Origin of the sequence: Methanosarcina sp. KYL-1 (genome assembly GCF_024372725.1) — an archaeon.
Classification (GTDB): domain Archaea; phylum Halobacteriota; class Methanosarcinia; order Methanosarcinales; family Methanosarcinaceae; genus Methanosarcina.
On the sequence record NZ_VOUA01000011.1, the window covers coordinates 54,297 to 76,792 of the forward strand.

Consider the following 22,496-nt stretch of genomic DNA (forward strand, 5'->3'; position numbering starts at 1 on the left):
GCTTCCTGAAGACCCCTTTTCTTTACCTCGGTTCAAGTTTTCCGAAATGGGCTTCATAGCGGGCCTGCATTTTCTCCCAGGTAGGGAGGTCGGTCTGCGGGCCTCGGGTCTCCACGGCGAAGGATGCTACGGTTGCCCCGATTTTCCCGCAGGTGGGAAGGGGGTAACCCCTGGTGTAGGCGAGCAGGAACCCTGCCCTGTAGGCGTCTCCTGCCCCTGTGGGGTCCAGGGCTTTTACGGGGACGATAGGGATCAGGTACTCTTCATCGTCGGTATGGATCCGGCTGCCTTCTGAATCATAGGTTATCACAATTGTGGCGATAATTGCCTTGAGTTCGGAAAAGCTTTTTCCGGTCATTTCGGAAACCCGCTTTATCTCGTGCCGGTTTGCAAAGAGAATGTCGGTGTGGGCAAGGATGGTCTCCAGGTTTTCTTTCGAGTAGGTAACAAGGTCCTGTCCCGGGTCAAAGGATACAAAACCGGCAATCTGTGAGATTTTTGCGTTATAGACTGAGTCCGCTGTTGCAAGGTGGACAAAGTCCACTGGTCTTGGTTCCAGTTCCTTGAATTTCGAGGAGGCTCCCCAGTAAAAGTAAGTGGTCTGGTTGTCTTCCCTGTCATTGAAAATGAAGGCTTTGGACAGCTTCTGGTCATCGAGCCTGTAGAGTTGGGTGAGGTCTACACCGACTTCTTTGAGGTGATTTTCGTATCCCGAACTTTCAAAGTCCGCACCCACGGGAGAGATGAGCTGGCACTTCCCTCCAAGCCTGGCGATGGCAACCGCAATGTTTGCAGCCCCTCCGCCCGGGTGCTCTTCGTAGTCTATGACCGGAGAAGACTCGTTTTTTCCTGCAATCCTTTCAACGTCAACTATGCAGTCCAGGGCGGTATGCCCCACGACGGAAATTAATCTGTCCATGTAGCTGTCCTCATTTTCCTCGGGTTCAGGAAGCGACCCCGGGGAGTTTCGTTCAGGTATATCGCAAAAATCTCAAAAATAATTAAGCATGCAATCTAAAGCACGCAATCTAAAGCACGCAATCTAAAGCATACAACTATTCAAAAGATAAAAATTACTGCTTCTTCAGATGCTTCTTTAAATGCTTCTTTAAATGCTTCTTTAGATGTTTTTCCAGGTCGTCTGACCAGGTTTTTCAGGAAAAGGAAAAACCGGTTTGTTAAAAACCGGTTTGCTTATCCTCCTTATTTTTCTTTTTCCTTGCCTTTCTGGCGTTCTCCCTTTTCCACTGTCCTCTCGAATTCCGTCACTTCGACAACTTTGAGGGGGATGTCCCGGAGGGATTTTCCGATTACTGACTTGGCAATCCTTTCCGCGTGTTCCGCGGATTCTGCATCAAAGACCTTCATTTCAAAAATAAGTCCCACAAGGGCGGTGTTTGCCGCTATGAATACACTGCCAAAAGGCTCATTACATGCCGGGCAGTACGTGGTCCCCACGTCGACCTCTACAAAATCCAGTTTTGGGTTCAGGCGTTTTCCAGCCTCAGAAATCGCAACCCCTATTGCATCATCAGCCGTTTTTACATCTCTAACCAACCAAGCTGCTTCAAGTACCACATGAAAGTTCGTCATTATTTATCCACCGCATTTATTCATTCATACAAGTTTTTCAATGATTGTTTCCCCTGATAAGGGAACAGTTTTCTACAGAACCAAAGAATGGAATAAAGTATATAAATTATTTCTGTTTGCAATAAATTATTTATGTTCGTCATTTTTTTCTTTCTTATCTGCTTTTCTCTCTTTATTTTCTCTTGTTATATGGTAAATCATATGGTAAAAAGCGTTTCATCGTCCACTGAAAAGACTCCCAGTTTTGCTCCCGCATCGAGCCAGGCATGCCCGTAGCTGAAAGAGGCAAGGGCGTTTACGGGGTCCCCGTGTTCCAGGAAATAAATCCCGTCTTTGTAGTAAGCCTCGGCCATTGTGTAGTAGTCCACGGCTACGGCGTACATGTGGGATTCCGGGATTGGGGCGTATTTTGCTTTCTTGAGGGCTCTTTTGAGCATGTCTTCGTATCTTGTGACCTTTTCGTTCAAATCGGCAGGCATCTTCATCACCCTGGCACCTAATTTCTCCAATCCTTTAAGGAAGTTCTCCGGTCTTTCGGGAGTTTTTTCAGCTCTCCGGGAAGTCTTTGTCCTTTGATTTTTTTCTTTACTCCGCATTTTCCAGGAATTTTTCCGGCCCGCCCGCAAGTTTCACGAGGGCTTCGGCTTCAAGGAAGTGCAGCTTTCCCGGGATGACCAGGATCTGGAGGGGCTCTCCGAAATCGAAATCCTTCAGGTTTTTTGCATAGTCAGCTTTTACGACCGGCTTTTTTGAGCCTGCCCTGGCAATCCCCACGGCGACAGCCCGGTCAATGACCCCTTCTCCCCTTCTTTTTTCGACTTCCAGGAGGAGCTCAAGGGCCCTGTTTACGGTCATGTAGCCCTTCTCCTTATCGATGTCGAGGAAGACAAGGGTATGCAGCCCCAGTTCGGAGTTTTGCTTTATGATGTCGTATGGGGTTTCCGAAATGACCAGTGTGCCGCGCCCGCTGACGTAAGGGTGGGGTATGCTTGCGGATTTTCCGAATCGGTAGTTCTGGAGGCCCGTAAGCCCTGAAACGGCTGAGGCAATGGAGGCCCCGTGGACCAGGCGGGTTTCGATACCGAGCTTTTCGGCCCTCAGGCGCAGGTCCACATGGGTTGTGGAGACCATGGTGTCTCCGCCGGTGAGAAAGGCAACTTTCCTGTCCCTGGCTTCGTTCAGCCAGTCCGGCTGCTGCTCCACGTCTTCCCTGGCAAGCACATGGACTTTTTTCCCGTAGAGTTTTTCCATTTTTTCGAGGTCCGTACCCATAAGGCAGGAGGTGTAGAACTCCACATAGACCAGGTCGGCCTCCCTGACAGCTTCAAGCCCTTTTAAGGAAATGTCGTATTCGTCAAAAAGGCCAAGCCCTATGAATGTGAGCATAGCCCGCTTTAGGGGGCTTATTAACTTAAAGCTTTTTGGCGCTGGGCTGTATCCGGGTTACCTTCATGACTTTTCTTCCGGGTTTTCGTACACGCCCAATGTATATCTTCGTACACGCTCAACGTATATATATCTGGAAATTAATATTAGAAATGAGTTTACAACTGCAATTTTTTGGGGTGATTTTTAGAAATGGTTAAGGTTACGCTCATTCATGCCAGCTGGTGTACGGTCTGCCCTACTGCACGCAGGCTCTGGAATGACCTGAAATCGGAGTACGATTTCGAGTATGAGGAAGTTGACGTGGAAACCCCTGAAGGACAGGAACTAACTGAGAAATATGGTATAGTAGGGGTCCCCACAACCCTCATTGACGGGGAGGTCGTTTTTACGGGGCTTCCTAAAAAGGCACAGGCTATTGCCCGCATCAGCTGAAAGGCTTTCAGGGTTCTAATTTCTACGGGGGAAAGCATGTACGACCTGATTATTATCGGGGGAGGGCCCGCAGGGCTCACTGCCGGGATTTATGCGGTCCGCTTCGGGCTAGATACCCTGGTCCTTGAAAGAAGCGAGATTAGCGGCCAGATTACACTGACTGATATTGTGGAGAACTATCCCGGGTTTCCGGAGATTTCGGGGCTTGAGCTCATGGAGAAGTATAAGGCCCACGCCCTAAAAGCCGGGGTTGAGACCCGGATTACGGAAGTCCTGTCGGTCCGCAGTGAAGGGGCAAAAAAGGTCGTTTCCACGGACGGTGGGGGGCTGGAAGCAAAAGCCGTAATTCTTGCCACCGGGGCAAACCCAAAGCACCTGGGCGTGCCCGGGGAAGAGGCGCTTATCGGTAAGGGAGTTTCCTACTGCGCCACTTGCGACGGGCCTTTTTTCAGGAATAAGACCGTTGTGGTGGTGGGTGGGGGCGACTCGGCCCTTACGGATGCTCTTATCCTTTCCAGGATTGCAAAGCAGGTGTACCTTGTCCATAGGCGGGACCGGTTGAAGGCGGCAAAAGTCCTGCAGGAACGGGCTTTTTCGGCTCCGAACATCGAGTTCATTTACAATACCGCGGTCCGGGAAATTGTGGGAAGTACGGGAGAAATCCGTCGGGTTGAAAAGGTAATTCTTGAAAACCTCAAAAGCGGGGAAGTCAGGGAACTGCCCACAAACGGAATCTTCATTTACATAGGAATCCGCCCCAACACCGAAATCGTGGATGTGGATAAGGACGAAAGGGGCTTTATCAGGACCGGACGCTGGATGGAAAGCTCTGAGAAGGGGATTTATGCCATAGGGGACTGCCGGGATACGCCCATATGGCAGCTCGTAACAGCCGTAAGCGACGGGGCAGTTGCAGCCACAGCCGTAAACGAATATCTCGAGAGCCTCAAATATCCGGAAAAAAGTGGTTAACTCTTTTAAGTAAATGGTCAAGTCTTTTAAGTGAAAAGTGGTTAACTCTATTAAGTAAATATTCAAGGCTTTTAAGTGAATTGCCAAACTCATTAAGTAAATAATTAATTCCTTGAGAGAAAAGAGCTTTAAAATAAATGGCAGGCCCTGGCTTTTAACTCCTCAAAGCCCCAGCTATTCATGAAAACCTTATAAATAGTGGGACAGGAGGTTTTCTCTGTCCCGGGGTTTGTGTTTCTTGGGTTTTGCTTTTCAGAGATTATTCTACAAGTTCGTTGATCTTATTGTAGAAATCTATGATCAGCCTTGTTGCTTCGCTTTCCATGTTAAGCTGGAAAGTGCGGATCTGCTTTCCCAGGGGTTTTTCTATGACTATGCCTGTTTCAATCAACGGGGTAATGACCCTTGATACGCTGGAGTGGGACAGGCCGGTCTCTTCTGCGATCCCGGAAAGGTAGGTTGATTCGTTCTGGTGTTCTATCAGGTTTTTAAGCACAGTCATCTGTGCGGTTTTTCCAAATATTTTTTCAAGTGTATCCATTGTTTTCATCTCAGAGGTGGCTATTACAGTAAAATACGATTCGTATTCCCAATATTAACGTGTTCTTTTCAATTATAAACTTATCTCCTTTTGGGTGAGTCCGGCGATTCATAATAAATCTTATAACTATTTAGGTAATTCTCCCATGATCGCTTCAATCCCTCCGGTGCCTATCGGTTTAACAAATTTTGAGAAATGTTTAATACCTAAGAAAATCTATAATGTAAGGTGTTAGGAGGGAGTTGGGTCATGTACGAAAATAATCTTGACCGTGATATTTTAAGACTGATTGAAGAGCAGCCCGAACTCAGCGACAGGGCTATTGCGAATGCCTTATCGGTTTCGGAAGAACAGGTAAAGGCCCGGATTTCGTGTTTTCAGGATACCCGTGAAAAAATCCTGATCGTGAATGCCGAAATGGGTGCCATGACCGCCCTCAAGATGGAACTTGAGGCCGAAGATTATAATGTAGTCGGGGCATCGGATGGTTTTTCCGCAGTCAATTTGGTAAAAGCCGAAAAGCCTGACATTGTTCTGCTTGACCGGACGCTTCCCGGAATGGACGGTTTTGAGGTATGCAGGCAGCTAAAGGCTGATTCCCTCTACGGGCATGTACCTGTTGTTATGCTGAGCGCAGGAGGTGCGGTAGAGGACGTGGTCAAAGGCTTTGAGACAGGGGCTGATGACTATGTCATGAAGCCTTTTAACCTTCAGGAGCTAAAAGCCAGGATCAGGATGGTCCTGCGGAGGAGCCGGTTCTAGTTGAAACTTTAATCCCGGTTTTTCTGATATGGTCAGAAAAAATTTCCTTTGTTCGGTATCCCTGTTTCTCTTAAAAGGACAGGGCTTCCCCGGCATCTGGTCCGTATCTATTAAAGCCTGTATAAAATGCCTGTATATTCGCCAATCTTCCAGAGAGCCTGCTCTTACCCGGCAGACAGTCCGCAACCTTTCAGAGCTGTGCCTTTCTGGAATCACATAATGTTTTTTTCTTTTCATTTCAATGCTTTTCCTTTCGGTCCCTACTGCTTATTGTAGCGGCAGCTTCCTTATCGTAGCTGTAGCCTTCCACAGGTCGAGGGGTAAATGGGTAAAACCGATCAGAGGGGTAGAATCGAGCAGGAGATGGAGAGCCGGGAAGGAAAGGTGGGATAGAGCAGGACATTTAGAACTGGGAAGGAGAGGTTGGATAGAGTGGGAGAGCCGGAAGGATGTAGTTTTCGTTCCCGGACCGGGACGGGTTCGGAAAGTCAGAGTAAGTCCAGTAAATCAGAGTAAGTCTGAGTAAGTCAGGAGGGATACTTCGGGGGGTTTTAGCATTAAATTTTGCACCCCGCATTATCGCTGTTTTTCGGAGTAAGTGAGGCACACCGTCCCCATGCCTCCGGCAGGAAGGCATTTCAGGTATTGGATAAAACCCGGGAGACTGAAATATTTGGTTTTTCCTGTTAAAATGGCTTTTTTATGTCCTTTTAATTGATTATCGGGGTTATTTTTTATATAAAAACAAAATAATTCAAAATATAGGTAAATAAATTTTAATTAAGGGCTTAATTTCTAAAAAAGACTTTTAAATTCCTTTTTTACTCAACAGAAGCATTTGATAATTTTAAATCTCTATTTTTAAATATAGACAGTATATGAAAATTTCAAAACATTTAAAACAGAATAAAGCGTAAATTATTATGCGTAACTGTTAATCCTTCCTTATTTTTGATAAGGATCCGAAATACAAAACGGATTTAATGATCTGAATGCATAAATATTGTTGTTCGGGCAATGTGGCAAAATGGTGGAAAAACGTACTGAAAAGAAACATGGAAAAAGATTATGACTTCTAATGAATGGTACAGTAAAGGCGTTGCACTCTATGAACTTAAAAGGTTCGGAGAAGCTCTGAATGCGTACGAGAAGGCTCTGGAAATAAGTCCTGATAATGCAAGAATCCTGTTCAGCAAAGGAATGGTCTTGAAACATTTAATGAGGCACGAAGAAGCCCTCGATGTCTTGAACAAATCCCTGGAGATCAATCCGATGGATGCAAAAACCTTATGCTGCAAAGCTGAGGTCCTTTTTGACCTTATGCAGTATGAAGATGCCCTGGAAGCCTATAACAGGGCTGTCGAAATAGCTCCCGAAGATCCGGAAGTCTGGCACAGGCGGGGAATTGCCCTTAGGGAAATGAGAGCATACGAAGAAGCAATGGATGACTTTGAAAAAGCGATCCACATCTATGCAAGCAGCCTTGACCTGAGCGCGATGAGCGCCAGTGAATGGTGTAAGAAGGGCATGAGCCTCTGCAAGGTAAAGAGTTATGAGGAAGCCCTGGATGCTTTCGACAGGGCGCTTGAGCTAAATCCCATGAACGGAAAGGCCCTTTACAACAAGGGGGTCGCCCTCCGCTGGCTCGGGCAGCAGGAAGAAGCAAGGATGTATATTGAAAAAGCAGTTGAAGTATTCGACAGCAAGATAAAAGCAAACCCAGAAAATGCCAGGTTCTGGTACAACAAGGGAATTGCCCTCAGGGACATTGAAAAGTACAAAGAGGCCCTTGAAGCTTTTGAAAAAGCAATCGAAATCAACCCGAGCTTTACAAAAGCCTGGATCGGGAAAGGCATCGTATACGACAGGATAAAGAAGCACCAGAAGGCAATGGAAGCCTACGAAAGGGCAGTAGACGTAAATCCTGTTTACTCGGACCTTCTCTAAATGTATTGAAGAATAAATATATTGAAGAATATTCCAGACCCCTCTGAAATACGCAAATTAGAGCATATGCACAATAAGCCGTTAGCTGAAGAGACCTTAAGGGAATTTTCTTTAGGGAGCTTTTTCGGGCCTGACGGCATACAAATTTACTTTTTTATTTTCTCAATTTACCTGTACCACCCGGACGCGAAATTTCAACTTATTTTCATTTTTTGTATTTTAATTTTATATGTCTCAGGTGTATTTCATTGAACAAGCTTGTGTTTTTCAGCTTCTTTTTCGCCTGTGCTTTATTACCTGTGCTTTATTGCCTGTGCCCGTTCCCCTTTGTTTTTCCCTTTTGTTTTTCCCTTTTGTTTTTTCCTTGTTTTGTTTACCTTTGCCGGTTCAGGGTTCGGACACAGTCCACAAGGTCGGGGAAATTTTCGAGGCGGAAATCAAAGCACGTGCCTGTCTCTTCCTGAGCCCTCCAGTCCCCGTAGGCGGCGTATGCAGTGTTCAGTCCGAGTTGTCTGGCGGGGGTCATGTCCCTCCTGATGCTGTCTCCTACGACCAGGGTTTCTTCGGGCCTGACGCCCAGGGCCCTGAGGGCAAAAAGGAAGGGGGCAGGGTCAGGCTTTTTTGCGCCGGTCATGTCAAAGGCCACCAGGAGGTCAAAAGAGGAAAGGAGCCCTACTCTGGCAAGCCTGGCCCGGGCATGGGCTCTGTCAGCATCGGTTATTATGGCGAGTTTGAGGTCCAGTTTCTTCAGTTCTTCCAGAGTGTCCCTGACCCCGGGATAGAGTTCTATGTTTTCCAGCTTTTCCCTTTCGTAAATCTCACAGCACTGCCTGTAGCCCTGCACCGTGAAAAGCCGGCTGTCCTGCATGTAGTCCAGGATATTTTCGTAGTCTTCGAACCCGTGGACCCCTCGCAGGAAATAATTGAAAAGTTCGGCGGAGCTTCCTACTTTTTCCCCGCCTTCCGCCTCAAGGCAGGCAAGGACCTCTCTGCAGGCTACAAGTTTTGCTGCTATGAAGTCAAAAAGAGTGTTGTCCATGTCAAAGAGGACCGCTTTCAGAGGCAGGGCAAGTTTTTTGTACATGTTTCACCGGTTTCATTTGTTTTTCATTCAGCAGACAGGAGGGTCCGGGGGAAGGGCTGTAAAAGTCTTAAACCACGAGAGCCTATTAGTTTACAGGAGCTTATTAGATTAGATTAGATTAGATTAGATTAGATTAGATTGATTAGATTACAGGAGCTATTAAAGTACAGGAGCCTTTAAAAGTCAGAAGTACTCATTTATAGTCCATAAATAAGGAATAACTTTAAGAAGATTACGAGCCCGGGTAAACCTGAATATCGCACTCCCGGATTTATACTTAACACATTACAGGAAATTTTATTATGAATCTTGAAGACCCAAAGGAAACAAACTCCGAAAACGAAGATAAGGAAGAGCAGGCTGCATCGGAAGAAGCAGCTCAGGAAGAGGTCAGCGACGAGATCCTTGCAGCCGAACTGAACGAATGCGGGCTGGACCTGATAAGGCTTGGCAAGTACAATGAAGCAGTCGTTGCCTTTGACAAGGCCATTGAAAAGGACCCTGAAAATATCTACCTTTTAAACAATAAAGCTGCAGCCCTTGAAAGCCTCGGGCAGTACGATAAAGCCCTTGAACTCTATGAAAAGGCCCTGGAGATTTCCTCCGATGACCCCGATTTGTGGAACAATATGGCCTTTTCTTTCTCCCAGGTCGGAGAATACGAAAAAGCAGTCGTTGCCTATGATAAAGCCCTTGAAATCAGGCCCGACTATCCAAATGCCTGGTACGGGAAAGCCGTTAACCTGAGCCAGTCCGGAAATTACGAAAAGGCGGTTGATGCTTATGAAAAGGTCCTCGGGGAAGACCCGAACTACAAGGAAGCCTGGGTCGGGAAAGGCATAGCCCTCGGGCAGCTCGGAAAATATGACGAGGCTATCGTCGCCTACGACAGGGCAATAGTGCTCGATCCCGGCTTTGCCGAGGCCTGGTACTACAAAGGTGTCGACCTTGACAGCCTGGGGAGCTACAGGCAGGCCATGAAAGCCTATGAAATGGCTGTTGAGCTCGATCCAGAAAACGACGACGCCTGGAATAACCTGGGAATAGACCTGGAAAACCTTGAAAAATACCCCGAAGCAGTCGAGGCTTTTGACAAAGCTATAGCCATAAGCCCGGGAAATGCCGATGTCTGGTACAACAAAGGTTTTACCCTCTGCCAGATGCAGAATTTCGAGGAAGCTGCAAAAGCCTATTTGAGGGCCGTCGTCCTGGACTCCGAGTACATTGAGGCCTATTCCAGCCTTGGCTTCGTGCTTGCCCAGCTCAAGCATTACGAAGAAGCCTTAAAAACCTATGAAAAGGCCCTCCAGCTCGACCCGGAAGCTGCAGACGCCTGGTTCGGGAAAGCCGTCTGCCTGAGTTTCCTTGAGAGGGAAGCCGAAGCCGAAGAGGCGTACAGGAAAGCCGTGGAGCTCGATCCCAGGTATTCAGGGGTCGGTGAAAACCCGGAGTAAAGCTGGAGCAAAGCTAGAGTAAAACTGGAAAGGGTTTTACCTTTCCGGAACTTTTTTCTTTCCCTTTTCCCTTTCCCTTTCCCTTTTCCCTTTTCTTTCCTTTTTCCATTCTTTTTATCAGTAAGCTCCGGAACTCTGCATTGGCAGAATACTTCGGAAACATGAACCGGAAGCATAATTCTATATACCATCAATTGCTTTTGAGGTAGAAATTTTACTTTCTGGATATATTCTAAAAGCAGCTTCCATACAGCAGAGCGGATTCAGGTAGAGTGGATGAAGGTTGGGGAGATGAAGGCTGGGGAGATGAAGGCTGGAAAGATGAAAGGATGGATTCTTTATAAGAGCACGGCTGCCGAGTTAAGGCCTGACCTGTATGAAATGCACCGCTTCATCGATGTTGCGGCTGAAAAGGGGGTAGAGCTCAGGGTTGTAAAGCCCGACCAGTTCGACCTGATCGTGACCAGGGATGACAGGAAAAGCATCCTCCTGGACGGGGAAGTGGTCCCCCTTCCGGACTTCCTCCTTCCCAGGATGGGCGCAGGCACGACCTATTTCGCCCTTGCAGTCATCCGCCACCTGGAGCGCCTGGGGGTCCGGGTCTTTAATTCTTCCCAGAGCATCGACACCGTAAAGGACAAGCTATACTCCCAGCAGATCCTGGCAGAGTGCGGCATCCCCTCCCCGAAAACCATGTTTGCCAAAAACCCGGTAAACATTACCCTGGTCGAAAAATACCTGGGTTTCCCGCTGATCGTAAAAGCCCTTTCCGGCTCCATGGGAAAAGGCATCTTCCTCTCGGAAAACCACAGCAACTTCCGCGACCTCATGGAACTGATCCACGTCACAAATCCCAACGCCAACATCATCCTCCAGGAGTTCATAAAATACAGCCGCGGCCGGGACATCCGCGTCCTGGTAATCGGCGGGCGCGCAGTAGCCTGCATGGAACGTACCGCCCCCTCCGGCAGCTTCAAGTCCAACTTCTCAAGAGGCGGGGACGTACGTAAATTCGAAATGACCCCCGAAATAGAACAGCTAGCAACCGAAACCGCCCGCATCTTCAACCTTGACATTGCCGGCATCGACCTCCTCTTCGACGGCGACCACTTCAAGGTCTGTGAAGCGAATTCCTCTCCTGGCTTCGAAGGCATAGAAAAGTGCTGCGAGATCGATGTTGCGGGGCTGATTTACGATTTTGTGATGGAGAAAGTTGGGGAGAAATGATCATCAGGCTTTTTTGATTCGGGCTTAAAGACGTGGGAGCGCTTGTACAATCGGGTTGCCAGCTGGAACCCGTTGCAGTTTTCTTTTCACTTTGGGGAATTGAAACCGGGGCAGCGTTAATACCGTATTCCGTGTTTCTTTCCCGAGCATCAGCGAGGCCTGCCCGTTCCTGCATGACTTAAAAAGCAGTTGGAAGGAGCGAAAAGCCAACTCGAGCATGGTCAGTTTTGTATTATAGCACAACCGTCAATTTTCAAATCTTTGTTTTTATTTTTTTGCAGTTTCAGGGCGGCTGCGTGCACTTAGCCAGAGCAACCTTAAATCCTCCGCAAAAATGAATGAAAATACCCTGTAGATTCCCCTCGACTATTCGCTGACCGCAAAGCTTCCGCCATACTCACGCCGGATTTATTCGATCCACCCGGCGAACTTATTCTTCAAAAGCAGCTTCAATTCGTTGTTTACCGCCCTGTCAACCGGGTCATTGAACGTACGGTTCTTTTTCGACTGGTGGTATATCGGCAGGATCTCGATTCCCTCTATGATGTCGTTCCTTATCTCCATTTTCCGGACCAGGTCCGTAAATCCTTCCGCCTCTTCTTTCAGCTGCGGGAACAGGCGCGTTGCAGGCTCTCCCATCAAAACGATTGCTTTTAAGGAACCGATCCGGGTCAGGCTGTCTATCCACCGGCTCAGGCAGTTCTCAATTTGTTTGTTACCCGGCAACCTGTCCTGCCTGGTTATTTTACCCGATTTTATGTTTGTGGATTCCCTGTACCAGGGGTAACAGTTGCAGGTATGGGCCCAGAAGACATTCTTCCTGAAAAGATCCAGGTCTTTTCCCGAGAGGCCGAAAGCAGGCAGTACATCATTAACCAGAAAGTTGTTCTGCGCACTTACGAGTCCTCCATCCGGAGAATCGCTTGTTTTGCCGTTTAACCAGTCCTGGAGCGAAGGGGCCTGGCTGATGAGGAGGAACCTGGGGTTTTCGGGGCCGTAGACAAGAGGTTTTATGCTGTTGATTTCGTTTTTTTGCCAGGTCTCAAATTTAAGGTCGAGATGGTAACTAATAAATTTATTAGTAATAAATTTGTTAGCTTCTGCCCGGAAGCACTTAGTTGAAAGAACATTACTCAGTGACCTGAGTTTCCCGTATCCACCTTTCAAACACCGGGTCTTCAAGGGAATAAAATCCTTTTTCTTTTCTGCAAATGTGGCCTTTGTTTATCAGGTAGTTGAGGAATGTGTTGATGTTTGAGACTTTATCCCCAACGGAACCGGCAATTTCGCCAGGGCTATGCTTTCCCCGGGAAATTTCTATTATTATTGCTTTTTCCCTGGGGCTGAGGGAATTGAATTCCTCCCGGAAGAGGAGGTTTCCTTCTTCGCCCAGGAATTCCTGTTCGATAGCCCGGACAGATTCAGGGTCTCTTTTTCCTTTTCTTTCCAGCATCTTGCCTATGAAGTTGACGTAAAACGGAATTCCTGCCGAGAAGCTGTAGATTTCTTCCACGCTTTCGTCCGGGATTTTGAGGTTTTGCCTGAGCAGGACCCGGACGTGTTCGAGCCCGAGCGGATTAACTTCCTTTACCACGAGCTGCCTGTAAAAAGGAGAACTTGCCGAGAGGACGGTCAGTTCCATGGTACTCCTGACCGAGCCTGATATGCAGAGCGTGGTCTTTTCCCAGTCCTCGAAGATCGTCCTGATTTTTTTCAGGATCCCTTCCCCGATTTTCCGGTTTCCTACCTTAAGGTCGATGACGGAAGGAAACTCATCAATCAAAAGTACACATTTTGTCCCGGTGCTCTTTGCAAGTTTCTCCGCAAGCCCGAAACAGTGTTCAAGTAAAACGCCGGCTTCGGAAGTTTTTTTCCGGGAGATGAGGAATTCAAAGTCGCTGTAGATGATCCTCAGTTCAGTCTCCCCAAGGACTTTTCCCAGGAGGGAAAGGGGCATCTGCACAAGCTCCCGGGCCCGGTACCCGAGACCCAGTTCCGGCCTGTAAGCATCAATGATTTCCAGGCTCAGGTTCCTGCAAAACTCTTCCACGGAATTGTCAATCAGGTCCCAGACAGAAAAATAAACAGCAACACATCCCTTTTCGGGTTCGAGCCTTCTCTGGACCTCTTTCAATATCGAAGTCTTCCCGATCCTCCTCTTCCCGTAAAGCGCGTACCCTGCAGCAGAGTTCGGATCTTCCAGCTCGGACAGCATTTCCGTCAATAATTCGTCCCGGTTTACGAATTCTTCTCCCCTCGCCGGTTTCAAGGTGAATGCCATAGTGATCACTAATAAATTTGTTACTAATAAATTTGTTACTAATAAATTTGTTACTAACAAAGTTAGTATCTTCAGGTGTACTTAATAGTTTTTCCTGGTGAATCTATGTGAATTGATGCGACAATAGTGGCCGTAACTTTGTTACTCATAATGCCCAAAATCCCCTGAAAGGGCGGGAAATATCGTAAAGCTTGCAATAAGTTATAAACAGAAGTAAGCATAATTTCTTGAGCAATCAATTATAAGCGATTAAATCTACGCAATTATCTCTATGCTATTGGTGACATGCTTTCCACTACTCTGCAATCAGACCTCAAAGAGCTTGAACATAATGAACATAAGCTGAGTGAATTTTTCTCCGGCGTGGATAGTGTTACGGTTGCCTACCCCGAGTTTCGCTTCGGGATCACAGTAAATCGAAGATTTACTGGGAGTTGCACTGCAAGTGCAACAGCACGAGGTCCGTTTCGCTCGCTCTGCTCGCTCAAGCGGACTAAAACCGGAGATTTGTTATGCTTTCCGCTACACCACAATACGACCTCAAGGAGCTTGAAAATAAGCTGAGTGAATTTTTCTCCGGCGTGGATAGTGTTACGGTTGCCTACCTTTTCGGCTCAACCGTCCGGGGAGAGGCTAACGGATTAAGCGATATTGACATAGCTGTGCTTTTTGACGATTCCGTTTCAAAAAAGGAAGCTTTTGACCTTCAGCTGGAGCTCATCGGGGAACTGGGAATTCTTCTTAAAACTAACAATATAGACCTCGTGGTCCTCAACGAGTCCCCCCTGCTCCTCACCTACAACATTATCCGTGATGGAATTATTTTGAAATCCGATGAACGAAAAAGGGTTTTGTTCGAAACCAGGGTCATGTCGAAGTACCTGGACCATGATTATTACGTTAAAAGGCACATGAAAATGACGCTTGAAAGAATGGCAAAGGGCAGGTTCAGATGGGACAGGAAATAATTGACAAGCTTGAAATGCTTGAAGAGTACGTAAATAATTTGCGGGAACTCCAGCAGCACAGCCTTGAAGAACTGGCTAACGACTACGTCCTGAGAGGAGCGGTCGAAAGGTACATGCAGATTGCCCTTGAGTGCATGCTGGACATCGGTGAGATGATTATTTCAATGGAGAGAATAAAGCGTCCTGATTCTTACAAAGAAATATTCCGCACCCTGGGAGAAAACGGGGTCCTGCCCGAAACCTTTGCCAGAAAAATCGAACCTTCTGCGGGTTTCAGGAACGTGCTCGTCCACATGTATGCAAAGGTAGACCTCGACAGGCTTTATGACAACCTGCAAAACGGTGTTAATGATATGGAACTCTTCCTGGAATACATTGCCATATATCTGGCCAGGAAAGAGGGTTGAGTTGCTGTTGTAACATTGGCTTGCTTGAGGATGCTCTTTTTTCCGGAGATGGGGGGAAGTTTAGCCACCGGATACTTCCACCTTTGCAATCTCTCCAGGTACCTGAGCCTTTTCTCTCGTTACTCAAGCACCAGCTGGATGGATTCCTTTATATTTTCAAGTACTTCGTTCGCTCAAGCGGGCTGATATTTTCAAGTCTCATTTTTTATTTTTCGCCTGTGGCGGGGCGCCTCCATGCACTTCCCCGGAGCAACGTCAAATCCACCCTCAAAATAGAACCCCATACATCCTTCCCCTCCGAACCTCTTCAAAACCTACCTGACCGAAGCTGATTGCGTTCGATTTATCCCTCAGCAGGAAAAAAGAAGCAGAAAAGAGCTTGAATCTCCCCCCACAACTTCACCCTTACTGCGAAGCTTCCACCATACGCACATCGGACTTATTCGATCCAGCCGGCGAACTTATTTTTCAAAAGCAACTTCAACTCGTTGTTTACCGCCCTGTCAACCGGGTCATTGAATGTACGGTTCTTTTTCGACTGGTGATATATCGGCAGGATCTCGATTCCCTCTATGATGTCGTTCCTGACCTCCATTTTCCGGACCAGGTCCGTGAATTTCTCCGGGCCTTCTTTTAGCTGCGGGAATAAACGTGCTGCAGGCTCTCCCATCAAAACGATTGCGTTTAAGGAATCGATCCGGGTCAGGCTGTCTATCCACCGGCTCAGGCAGTTCTCAATTTGTTTGTTACCCGGCAACCTGTCCTGCCTGGTTATTTTACCCGATTTTATGTTTGTGGATTCCCTGTACCAGGGGTAACAGTTGCAGGTATGGGCCCAGAAGACATTCTTCCTGAAAAGATCCAGGTCTTTTCCCGAGAGGCCGAAAGCAGGCAGTAAATCATTAACCAGAAAGTTGTTCTCCGCACTTACGAGTCCCCCATCCGGAGAATCGCTTGTTTTGCCGTTTAACCAGGCCTGGAGCGAGGGTGCCTGGCTGATGAGAAGTACCCTGGGGTTTTCAGGGCCGTAAACCAGCGGCTTTATGCAGTCGATTTCAGTTTTCAGCCAGGTTTTATTGGCGTATACGGTGTCCTGATACAGGTTTACGAAGCATTTTCTGTTACAGTTTCGGATTTCTTCTGCAATCGGGTGCATTTTATGGCCTTCTTTTTGGCGGAGGGGTGAGTTGAGATGTATCACTATATTTTTTGAAATGTAAATTTTTTAGCTTTATCCCGAATAAGGTTGGTTTTTTGTGTTCTATTTTTATGTTTTATTTAAGAAAAAGCCGGTCACTACATGACCGGGGGTCTTCGTCTTGATTCTGGAACTTGGATCGGAACCAGGCTTTAGGATAGATCATTACGTCTCACTTTGAATGTAACCTATCAAATTCTCACAAATTACAAGGGGTTCCGGTTTAAGATCGAATTGTACAAGTCGTAATTCTCTAGTTCTAAATTTAGGAAATTTACTCATAGCTATTTACGGTAGCTATCAACTGATTTGAATAATTGTATATCTCGTTCAACTCACTTATTGGAGCCTTTTCAGCTTTTCTATCATCACCGAGGAACAATTCTAGGTATTTCTGCTTGGTGTTAAAGTGCAACCTGCAGATTGGTTTTCTGTTGTTGTTATCAAGCAATATCCCGCAATAATTCTTTTTGTCTCTCATGACTATTCTTTTCGGATCAATGCTTGCACGCAGGATTGATTTTATGATATGGTATCCCTCTACTTCCTCTTCAGTTGTTACGATACCTTCATTTGATTCTTCTGCAACCTCGGTAATTTCCTTTCCATCGTTTTTCTCTATGAGGGACTCGGAAGGCTCTTTAGACATAGCAAATTTCAATCTTTCGTTGATTTTTTCGTTTATAAACTGGCTGAGTGCATTCTTCGTGATTCCCGTAAACTTTTCACGGACGTTCTGAGTGAAAGGCACGTTATGAACTTGTTTTGCAAAATATTTCACGAAATCTTCAGAGGGCGAATTGATCTCTCTTGCAAGAATTAACTTTATCTCCCTTGTGTATTTCAATTCACAGGCCACAGGAGCCAGATCATCAATATCGAAAGATTCTTTCTTGAATCTTTTAAGTTCATTTATTAACGGCTCTTTAATGTCCAGCAAATTGATCTCAAGGAAGGACTTATCATCCATTTTGTTGGGGGAATCAAGGTCGGTAAAAAAGCGATAAACAATTCCGTTAGTCAGGATTCCTATTTTTGCTTCGGTTACACTGAAATATCTGAATAATTGGGAAGCATGCTCTCTATCCAGGTCAGCATCAATATTTTTACATTCGATCAATATGACAGGTTTTCCCTCCTTGAAAACAGCATAGTCGACTTTTTCCCCTTTTTTAGTCCCGAAGTCGGCGGTATATTCAGGAACTACTTCTGTCGGATCAAAAACGTTGTATCCCAGTATATTTATCAGGGGCATTACAAGGGCGTTTTTCGTAGCTTCTTCGGTTTTTATGTTTTCTCGTAGCTTCGGGATTCTTGCTGCCAATTCTTGAATTTGATCAATGAAATCCATCTTGACTCCTTCATAAGATCTGACTTGTTAAGAGTTTAAATTATTTTTTTCTCTACTTCTACACATTTTCATCTATTTATTTAAACTTTAGTACTTTGAAATTTTGTTTTATAATTCTTCTATCCAATGTCTTTTTTCCTTTTTAAAGAAAAAGACTCTTCTATATTTTCTATCCCTTCTCCCCCAACTTATAATACCCAAAAACCCCCTAATTACTAACAGGGGGGAATGCTGTGAAACTCAAATCCGTTAATCCTTATACTGAAGAACTCAACTGGACCTACGATGCTCTTTCTTTCAAAGACTGTGAGCAGCAAATAGAACTGTCGAGGGCTGCTTTTCCCGGCTGGAGTGCCCTGTCCGTTGAGGAAAGAGCCATGTACATTGCCCGGGCTGCCCACGTGCTCAGGCAGAACAAGCCGGTGTATGCCGAGGTCATAACGAAGGAGATGGGAAAGCCGATAAGGGGAGCCCTGGCTGAGGTCGAGAAGTGTGCAAAGGGCTGCGACTATTATGCGGAGCATGCAGCGGAGTTTTTGAAGGACGAGCCGGTGGAAACGGAGGCTGGGAAGAGCTACATCACCTTCGAGCCCCTGGGGGTCATTTTCGGGATTATGCCCTGGAACTTCCCGTTCTGGCAGGTCTTCCGCTTTGCGGTGCCGGCGCTGGCTGCGGGAAACGTTTGTTTGCTCAAACATGCTTCAAACGTGCCGGGGTCTGCACTGGAGATCCTGAAGGTCTTTCTGGAGGCGGGGCTGCCTGAGAATGTGTTCAAGGTGCTCCTGATCGACTCGAAGACCGCGATGAAAATCATTGACGAGGACCTGGTGGACGGGGTCTCGCTTACCGGGAGCGTTGCAGCCGGGTCTGCAGTCGGGGAGCTTGCCGGGAAGAAGATCAAGCCGCTTGTGCTGGAACTCGGGGGGTCGGACCCCTTCATCGTGCTTGAGGACGCGGATGTGGACGCGGCGGCACGGATGGCGGTAAAGGCGCGCTTTATCAATTCAGGGCAGAGCTGTATAGCTGCAAAGCGGTTTATCGTCATGGAAGATGTGGTCGTGGAATTTACCGAAAAATTCGATAAATACATGCAGCAGCTCAAGGTCGGGGACCCCATGGACCCGGAGACCGACATCGGACCCATGGCGAAAAAGGAATTTGTCGGGGAGCTTGAAAAGGTCCTGAAGGACGCGGAAAAGAAAGGGGCTGAACCGAAGGTGCACGCAGCCGAACATGAAAAGGGTTTCTTCTTTAAGCCTGCACTTGTCCCGGCTGCCAGCACCGACATGAAGGTCTGCAGCCTGGAAATCTTCGGGCCGATTGCTCCGGTGATTACGGTCAAGGACGAGGACGAAGCCGTGGAGGTTGCAAACTCCACCGAGTTCGGGCTGGGGGCTGCCGTCTGGTCAGGGGACCCCGAAAGGGCCGAGCGGCTTGCAAAGAGGATCAGGTCCGGGCTTGTGGCTATTAACGGGATGGCAAAGTCCGACCCGAGGCTGCCTTTCGGCGGGGTCAAGAAGTCCGGGGTCGGGAGGGAACTTTCCCACTACGGGTTAAAAGAGTTCGTAAATATCAAAACTGTCGTGGTTAATAAATAAAGAAAAAGTAAAGAAAAAAACTTTGGGTGTTTTTTATGAAAGCTTCGGATCTTTTTGTGGCCCAGCTTGAAGAAGAGGGTGTGGAGTATATTTTCGGGCTCCCGGGGGAGGAAAACCTGGATTTCCTGGAGTCCCTGAGGAAATCGAAGATCAGGGTGATTATCACCAGGCATGAACAGGCAGCGGCTTTCATGGCTGCGGCTTACGGGAGGCTGGCAGGAAAAGCCGGGGTCTGTTTTTCAACCCTCGGGCCGGGGGCTACCAACCTTGTCACCGGGGTTGCCCAGGCGCAGCTGATCGGGGCTCCCTTCATCTCGATTTCCGGGCAGAAGGCCCTTACCGACAACTGGCAGGCCAGGTTCCAGCTCGTGGACGTGGTCCGGATGATGGAGCCGCTCTGTAAAAAGGCTGTGTCAATAACGGATCCGGGGATGATCCCAACCGTGATCCGGAACGCTTTCAAGCATGCGGAGGCTGAAAGGCCTGGAGCGGTCCACATCGAGCTCCCTGAGGATGTGGCCGAAGATGAGACCGGGGCTAAGGTACAGAAAAGAAGCAGGATCAAAATCCCGCAGCCTGACCCCGGGGCTGTGGAACAGGCTGCAGCCATGATCTGTGAGGCAAAAAACCCCCTGATCATCGTCTCTTCCGGGGCAAACCGGAAAGCGGTCACTGAAGAGCTTGAATTTTTCGCCGCAAAGACCGGGATCTACCTTGTGCACACCCAGATGGGGAAGGGAGTCGTCCCGGACGACTGCGAGTGCAGCCTCTTTGCCACGGGGATCCACACCCACGACTACGTGAACTGCGGGATTGACGAGGCGGACCTGATCATTACCGTGGGCTACGACGTAGTGGAGTATCCCCCCTACCTCTGGAACAAAAACCTGGACAAGAAGATCATCAACATCGATTTCGTGGAGTCCGTGCCTGACAGGTACTTCAACCCGGACCGGGAAGTCATAGGGGACATCGCGTCCTCGATCCGGGAAATTGCCTCACAGATCCCGGGAAAACGGGAGTTTCCCATTTTTAAAGCAACAAGGGCATTCATCGAGGAAAAAATCAATGCCCCTGTCGGGATAAGCTATCCGCCCCTGCCCCATGCGGTTGTCCGGAGCGTCCGGGAGGTGCTCGGGAGAAAAGACATCATAACCCTGGACAACGGGATCTACAAGCTCTGGTTCTCCCGCCTCTACAAGACCTATGCCCCTAACACAGTGCTCTTGGACAACGCCCTTGCCACCATGGGAGCAGGCCTGCCTGCAGGGATAGCCGCAAAACTCCTCCATCCCGAACGCCGGGTGCTTGCAATCTGCGGGGACGGGGGCTTCATGATGAACTGCCAGGAACTTGAGACCGCAATCCGCTATAAGATCCCAATCGTCGTCCTGGTCCTGAACGACAACGCCTTTGGCTTCATCAAATGGAAGCAGAAGAAAATGCACTTTGAGGACTTTGCCCTTGACTGCGGGAACCCGGACTTTGCCCGCTTTGCCGAAAGTTTCGGGGCTGCAGGCTTCAGGGTCGAAGAAGGAGACGACCTTGCCGAAGTCCTGGAAAAAGCCTTTGCCCTCAACAAAGTGGCGGTCGTCGAGTGCCCGATTGACTATTCCGTAAACTACGAGACCTTTTCAATCGAGCTCGGAAACCTTGTCTGCCAGATCTGAGCTCCTGGCACTTTTTTACTTAGGCTGATTATCCCAAAACCAGATCCGAGAAATCCAATTCGAGAACTCAAATCCGATAAACCAAATCCAGGAATCAAATCCGATAAACCAAATCCAGGAATCAAATCCGATAAACCAAATCCAGGAATAAAATCCGAAATAAAATCCGAAATTAAGTCTGAGAAATCAAACTTCGGGGGAAAATAATTGGGGGGAGAAGAAACAGAACCAGGATACCCTATCCATACCCACGACGTCCTCATAATCGGGGCCGGGCTGACCGGGCTTCGGGCCGCCATCGAAACGGTTGACGCCGGGCTTGACACCGCCGTCATCTCCAAGGTGCACCCGCTCCGCTCGCACTCGGTTGCAGCCCAGGGAGGGATGAATGCAGCTCTCGGGAATGCACAGGCCGGGGACTCCTGGGAAGACCACGCCTTTGACACGGTCAAAGGTTCGGACTACCTTGCAGACCAGGATGCCGTGGAGCTGATGTGCAAAAACGCACCCGGAGCCGTAATCGAGCTCGAGCATTTCGGGACCGTTTTTTCGCGCTTCCCCGATGGAAAGATTGCCCAGCGGCCTTTCGGGGGCGTGATGTTCCCCCGGACCTGTTACGCGGCAGACCGGACCGGGCACAACATCCTGCACACGCTCTACGAACAGCTCGTGGGCAGGGAAAAAAGCGGCAGGATAACTTTTTACGAGGAATTTTTCGTAACATCCCTCGTGAAAGCCGGGGACCCTGCAGCTGAAAACGGCTCGGGGAGGAACGAAAGGTGCGTGGGCTGCACCTGCATAAACCTCGCAGACCGGACCCTGCACGGCTTTTCCTGCCGGGCTCTGCTCCTGGCAACCGGGGGTTTCGGGCGGCTCTTTACCCGCTCCACAAACGCCCTGATCAACACCGGGGACGGGGCTTCCCTGGCGCTCCGGGCCGGGGTGCCCTTAAAGGACATGGAATTCGTGCAGTTCCACCCGACCACCCTTTACGGGACGAACATCCTGATCACCGAAGGGGCAAGGGGGGAGGGCGGCTATCTCCTGAACAACAAAAATGAGCGCTTCATGGAAAAGTACGCCCCGAAGTCCATGGAACTGGCCCCAAGGGACATCGTAGCCCGCTCGATCCAGCAGGAAATAGACGAAGGCCGGGGTTTTGACGATAAGTATGTCCTCCTCGACCTCAGGCACCTGGGAAAAGATAAGATAATGGAACGCCTGCCCGGGATCCGCCTGATCTCCCTGGACTTTGCAGGCGTTGACCCGATCGAGGCCCCTATTCCCGTGCAGCCGGGCCAGCACTATTCCATGGGAGGAATCGCCGTCGGAAACAACCTTGCAACCGAACTTCCCGGGCTCTATGCTGCAGGAGAATGTTCCTGCGTAAGCGTGCACGGGGCAAACCGGCTGGGGGGCAATTCCCTCCTCGAAACCGTGGTCTTCGGGAAAATTGCGGGGCAGGAGATCTCGAGGGCCTTTTACTTTTCCTCTTCCGGGGCACGGGTCCGGGCCGGGGACAAAAAAGCTGAAGATAACAAAGTTGGGGACAAAATAGCAGTCCTGGATAAGCTCTCCGAAGATTCCGGGCGGATAAATCAGCTGCTTGCCAGGGATTAGGG

Annotated in this window: 21 protein-coding genes; 11 read left to right on the forward strand and 10 right to left on the reverse strand. The window is 48.4% G+C overall.

The window, feature by feature from the left end:
* Window positions 1-22: 22 nt before the first annotated feature.
* From FTO70_RS09395 to dph5, 4 genes are all read right to left on the reverse strand, one after another.
* The gene (locus FTO70_RS09395) at window positions 23-919 is read right to left on the reverse strand and encodes a carbohydrate kinase family protein (RefSeq protein WP_255335495.1); all 897 of its coding nucleotides are present in this window, start codon (window positions 917-919) and stop codon (window positions 23-25) included.
* A gap of 284 nt (window positions 920-1,203) precedes the next feature.
* Entirely contained in the window at window positions 1,204-1,593 is a 390-nt protein-coding gene (locus tag FTO70_RS09400; RefSeq protein ID WP_255335496.1) for a DUF555 domain-containing protein, read from the reverse strand.
* Between the two features lie 197 nt (window positions 1,594-1,790).
* Window positions 1,791-2,072: a DUF357 domain-containing protein gene (locus FTO70_RS09405; RefSeq protein ID WP_255335497.1), complete on the reverse strand. Its 282-nt coding sequence runs from the start codon at window positions 2,070-2,072 to the stop codon at window positions 1,791-1,793.
* Window positions 2,073-2,178: 106 nt separating this feature from the next.
* On the reverse strand, window positions 2,179-2,979 hold the full coding sequence (dph5, locus tag FTO70_RS09410; RefSeq protein WP_255335498.1) for a diphthine synthase: 801 nt from the start codon (window positions 2,977-2,979) through the stop codon (window positions 2,179-2,181).
* Between the two features lie 192 nt (window positions 2,980-3,171).
* Between dph5 and FTO70_RS09415 the strand changes: the two genes are divergently transcribed.
* Window positions 3,172-3,414, forward strand: coding sequence for a thioredoxin family protein (locus FTO70_RS09415; protein WP_255335499.1), 243 nt, complete (start codon window positions 3,172-3,174; stop codon window positions 3,412-3,414).
* 36 nt (window positions 3,415-3,450) lie between these two features.
* Window positions 3,451-4,386: a thioredoxin-disulfide reductase gene (gene trxB / locus FTO70_RS09420; protein ID WP_255335500.1), complete on the forward strand. Its 936-nt coding sequence runs from the start codon at window positions 3,451-3,453 to the stop codon at window positions 4,384-4,386.
* 259 nt (window positions 4,387-4,645) lie between these two features.
* On the opposite strand, the gene FTO70_RS09425 is transcribed toward trxB, so the two are convergent.
* Window positions 4,646-4,927 carry a helix-turn-helix domain-containing protein gene (locus FTO70_RS09425; RefSeq protein WP_255335536.1) on the reverse strand — a complete coding sequence of 94 codons (282 nt, stop codon included), beginning with the start codon at window positions 4,925-4,927 and terminating at the stop codon, window positions 4,646-4,648.
* Window positions 4,928-5,176: 249 nt separating this feature from the next.
* Between FTO70_RS09425 and FTO70_RS09435 the strand changes: the two genes are divergently transcribed.
* Both FTO70_RS09435 and FTO70_RS09440 read left to right on the forward strand, forming a co-directional pair.
* On the forward strand, window positions 5,177-5,689 hold the full coding sequence (locus FTO70_RS09435) for a response regulator (RefSeq protein ID WP_304364459.1): 513 nt from the start codon (window positions 5,177-5,179) through the stop codon (window positions 5,687-5,689).
* Between the two features lie 1,068 nt (window positions 5,690-6,757).
* Entirely contained in the window at window positions 6,758-7,636 is an 879-nt protein-coding gene (locus FTO70_RS09440) for a tetratricopeptide repeat protein (RefSeq protein WP_255335501.1), read from the forward strand.
* A 373-nt stretch (window positions 7,637-8,009) separates the two neighbouring features.
* Here FTO70_RS09440 and FTO70_RS09445 read toward each other — a convergent pair whose 3' ends face one another.
* On the reverse strand, window positions 8,010-8,720 hold the full coding sequence (locus tag FTO70_RS09445) for an HAD family hydrolase (RefSeq protein WP_255335502.1): 711 nt from the start codon (window positions 8,718-8,720) through the stop codon (window positions 8,010-8,012).
* A 302-nt stretch (window positions 8,721-9,022) separates the two neighbouring features.
* On the opposite strand from FTO70_RS09445, the gene FTO70_RS09450 reads away from it, so the two are divergent.
* Together FTO70_RS09450 and FTO70_RS09455 are read left to right on the forward strand one after the other, a co-directional pair.
* Window positions 9,023-10,174, forward strand: a complete 1,152-nt coding sequence (locus FTO70_RS09450) for a tetratricopeptide repeat protein (RefSeq protein WP_255335503.1) — start codon at window positions 9,023-9,025, stop codon at window positions 10,172-10,174.
* A gap of 276 nt (window positions 10,175-10,450) precedes the next feature.
* The gene (locus FTO70_RS09455; protein ID WP_255335504.1) at window positions 10,451-11,401 is read left to right on the forward strand and encodes a RimK family alpha-L-glutamate ligase; all 951 of its coding nucleotides are present in this window, start codon (window positions 10,451-10,453) and stop codon (window positions 11,399-11,401) included.
* A gap of 408 nt (window positions 11,402-11,809) precedes the next feature.
* Here the strand turns inward: FTO70_RS09455 and FTO70_RS09460 are convergent, their stop codons facing one another.
* Together FTO70_RS09460 and FTO70_RS09465 are read right to left on the reverse strand one after the other, a co-directional pair.
* Window positions 11,810-12,568 carry a uracil-DNA glycosylase family protein gene (locus FTO70_RS09460; protein WP_255335505.1) on the reverse strand — a complete coding sequence of 253 codons (759 nt, stop codon included), beginning with the start codon at window positions 12,566-12,568 and terminating at the stop codon, window positions 11,810-11,812.
* Window positions 12,531-13,682 (reverse strand): ATP-binding protein, encoded by a 1,152-nt coding sequence (locus FTO70_RS09465; RefSeq protein ID WP_255335506.1) that lies wholly within the window; start codon window positions 13,680-13,682, stop codon window positions 12,531-12,533. Before FTO70_RS09465 ends, FTO70_RS09460 begins: the two co-directional genes overlap by 38 nt.
* Window positions 13,683-14,194: 512 nt before the next feature.
* On the opposite strand from FTO70_RS09465, the gene FTO70_RS09470 reads away from it, so the two are divergent.
* Both FTO70_RS09470 and FTO70_RS09475 read left to right on the forward strand, forming a co-directional pair.
* Window positions 14,195-14,650, forward strand: coding sequence for a nucleotidyltransferase domain-containing protein (locus tag FTO70_RS09470; RefSeq protein WP_255335507.1), 456 nt, complete (start codon window positions 14,195-14,197; stop codon window positions 14,648-14,650).
* Entirely contained in the window at window positions 14,635-15,057 is a 423-nt protein-coding gene (locus FTO70_RS09475; RefSeq protein WP_255335508.1) for a DUF86 domain-containing protein, read from the forward strand. The genes FTO70_RS09470 and FTO70_RS09475 overlap by 16 nt, the downstream gene beginning before the upstream one ends.
* A gap of 439 nt (window positions 15,058-15,496) precedes the next feature.
* Here FTO70_RS09475 and FTO70_RS09480 read toward each other — a convergent pair whose 3' ends face one another.
* Window positions 15,497-16,213: a uracil-DNA glycosylase family protein gene (locus tag FTO70_RS09480; RefSeq protein WP_255335509.1), complete on the reverse strand. Its 717-nt coding sequence runs from the start codon at window positions 16,211-16,213 to the stop codon at window positions 15,497-15,499.
* A 316-nt stretch (window positions 16,214-16,529) separates the two neighbouring features.
* Window positions 16,530-17,606 (reverse strand): type I restriction endonuclease, encoded by a 1,077-nt coding sequence (locus FTO70_RS09485; RefSeq protein WP_255335510.1) that lies wholly within the window; start codon window positions 17,604-17,606, stop codon window positions 16,530-16,532.
* A 233-nt stretch (window positions 17,607-17,839) separates the two neighbouring features.
* Between FTO70_RS09485 and FTO70_RS09490 the strand changes: the two genes are divergently transcribed.
* The 3 genes from FTO70_RS09490 (at window position 17,840) to FTO70_RS09500 (ending at window position 22,494) form a co-directional block, all read left to right on the forward strand.
* A complete protein-coding gene (locus FTO70_RS09490; RefSeq protein WP_255335511.1) occupies window positions 17,840-19,204 on the forward strand; it encodes an NAD-dependent succinate-semialdehyde dehydrogenase in 1,365 nt (454 codons plus the stop codon).
* A 35-nt stretch (window positions 19,205-19,239) separates the two neighbouring features.
* Window positions 19,240-20,874 (forward strand): acetolactate synthase large subunit, encoded by a 1,635-nt coding sequence (locus tag FTO70_RS09495; RefSeq protein ID WP_255335512.1) that lies wholly within the window; start codon window positions 19,240-19,242, stop codon window positions 20,872-20,874.
* Window positions 20,875-21,081: 207 nt separating this feature from the next.
* Entirely contained in the window at window positions 21,082-22,494 is a 1,413-nt protein-coding gene (locus FTO70_RS09500; protein WP_255335513.1) for an FAD-binding protein, read from the forward strand.
* The last annotated feature ends 2 nt before the right edge of the window (window positions 22,495-22,496 follow it).

Excerpts from the sequence above, each read along its gene's own strand:
- FTO70_RS09450 (WP_255335503.1), top strand. The coding sequence starts at position 9,023 with ATGAATCTTGAAGACCCAAAGGAAACAAACTCCGAAAACGAAGATAAG.
- FTO70_RS09495 (WP_255335512.1), top strand. The coding sequence starts at position 19,240 with ATGAAAGCTTCGGATCTTTTTGTGGCCCAGCTTGAAGAAGAGGGTGTG.
- FTO70_RS09425 (WP_255335536.1), bottom strand. The coding sequence starts at position 4,927 with ATGGATACACTTGAAAAAATATTTGGAAAAACCGCACAGATGACTGTG.
- dph5 (WP_255335498.1), bottom strand. The coding sequence starts at position 2,979 with ATGCTCACATTCATAGGGCTTGGCCTTTTTGACGAATACGACATTTCC.
- FTO70_RS09480 (WP_255335509.1), bottom strand. The coding sequence starts at position 16,213 with ATGCACCCGATTGCAGAAGAAATCCGAAACTGTAACAGAAAATGCTTC.
- FTO70_RS09405 (WP_255335497.1), bottom strand. The coding sequence starts at position 2,072 with ATGCCTGCCGATTTGAACGAAAAGGTCACAAGATACGAAGACATGCTC.
- FTO70_RS09475 (WP_255335508.1), top strand. The coding sequence starts at position 14,635 with ATGGGACAGGAAATAATTGACAAGCTTGAAATGCTTGAAGAGTACGTA.
- FTO70_RS09395 (WP_255335495.1), bottom strand. The coding sequence starts at position 919 with ATGGACAGATTAATTTCCGTCGTGGGGCATACCGCCCTGGACTGCATA.
- FTO70_RS09440 (WP_255335501.1), top strand. The coding sequence starts at position 6,758 with ATGACTTCTAATGAATGGTACAGTAAAGGCGTTGCACTCTATGAACTT.
- FTO70_RS09455 (WP_255335504.1), top strand. The coding sequence starts at position 10,451 with ATGAAGGTTGGGGAGATGAAGGCTGGGGAGATGAAGGCTGGAAAGATG.
- FTO70_RS09435 (WP_304364459.1), top strand. The coding sequence starts at position 5,177 with ATGTACGAAAATAATCTTGACCGTGATATTTTAAGACTGATTGAAGAG.
- FTO70_RS09400 (WP_255335496.1), bottom strand. The coding sequence starts at position 1,593 with ATGACGAACTTTCATGTGGTACTTGAAGCAGCTTGGTTGGTTAGAGAT.
- FTO70_RS09445 (WP_255335502.1), bottom strand. The coding sequence starts at position 8,720 with ATGTACAAAAAACTTGCCCTGCCTCTGAAAGCGGTCCTCTTTGACATG.
- FTO70_RS09485 (WP_255335510.1), bottom strand. The coding sequence starts at position 17,606 with ATGGATTTCATTGATCAAATTCAAGAATTGGCAGCAAGAATCCCGAAG.
- FTO70_RS09415 (WP_255335499.1), top strand. The coding sequence starts at position 3,172 with ATGGTTAAGGTTACGCTCATTCATGCCAGCTGGTGTACGGTCTGCCCT.
- FTO70_RS09470 (WP_255335507.1), top strand. The coding sequence starts at position 14,195 with ATGCTTTCCGCTACACCACAATACGACCTCAAGGAGCTTGAAAATAAG.
- FTO70_RS09465 (WP_255335506.1), bottom strand. The coding sequence starts at position 13,682 with ATGGCATTCACCTTGAAACCGGCGAGGGGAGAAGAATTCGTAAACCGG.
- trxB (WP_255335500.1), top strand. The coding sequence starts at position 3,451 with ATGTACGACCTGATTATTATCGGGGGAGGGCCCGCAGGGCTCACTGCC.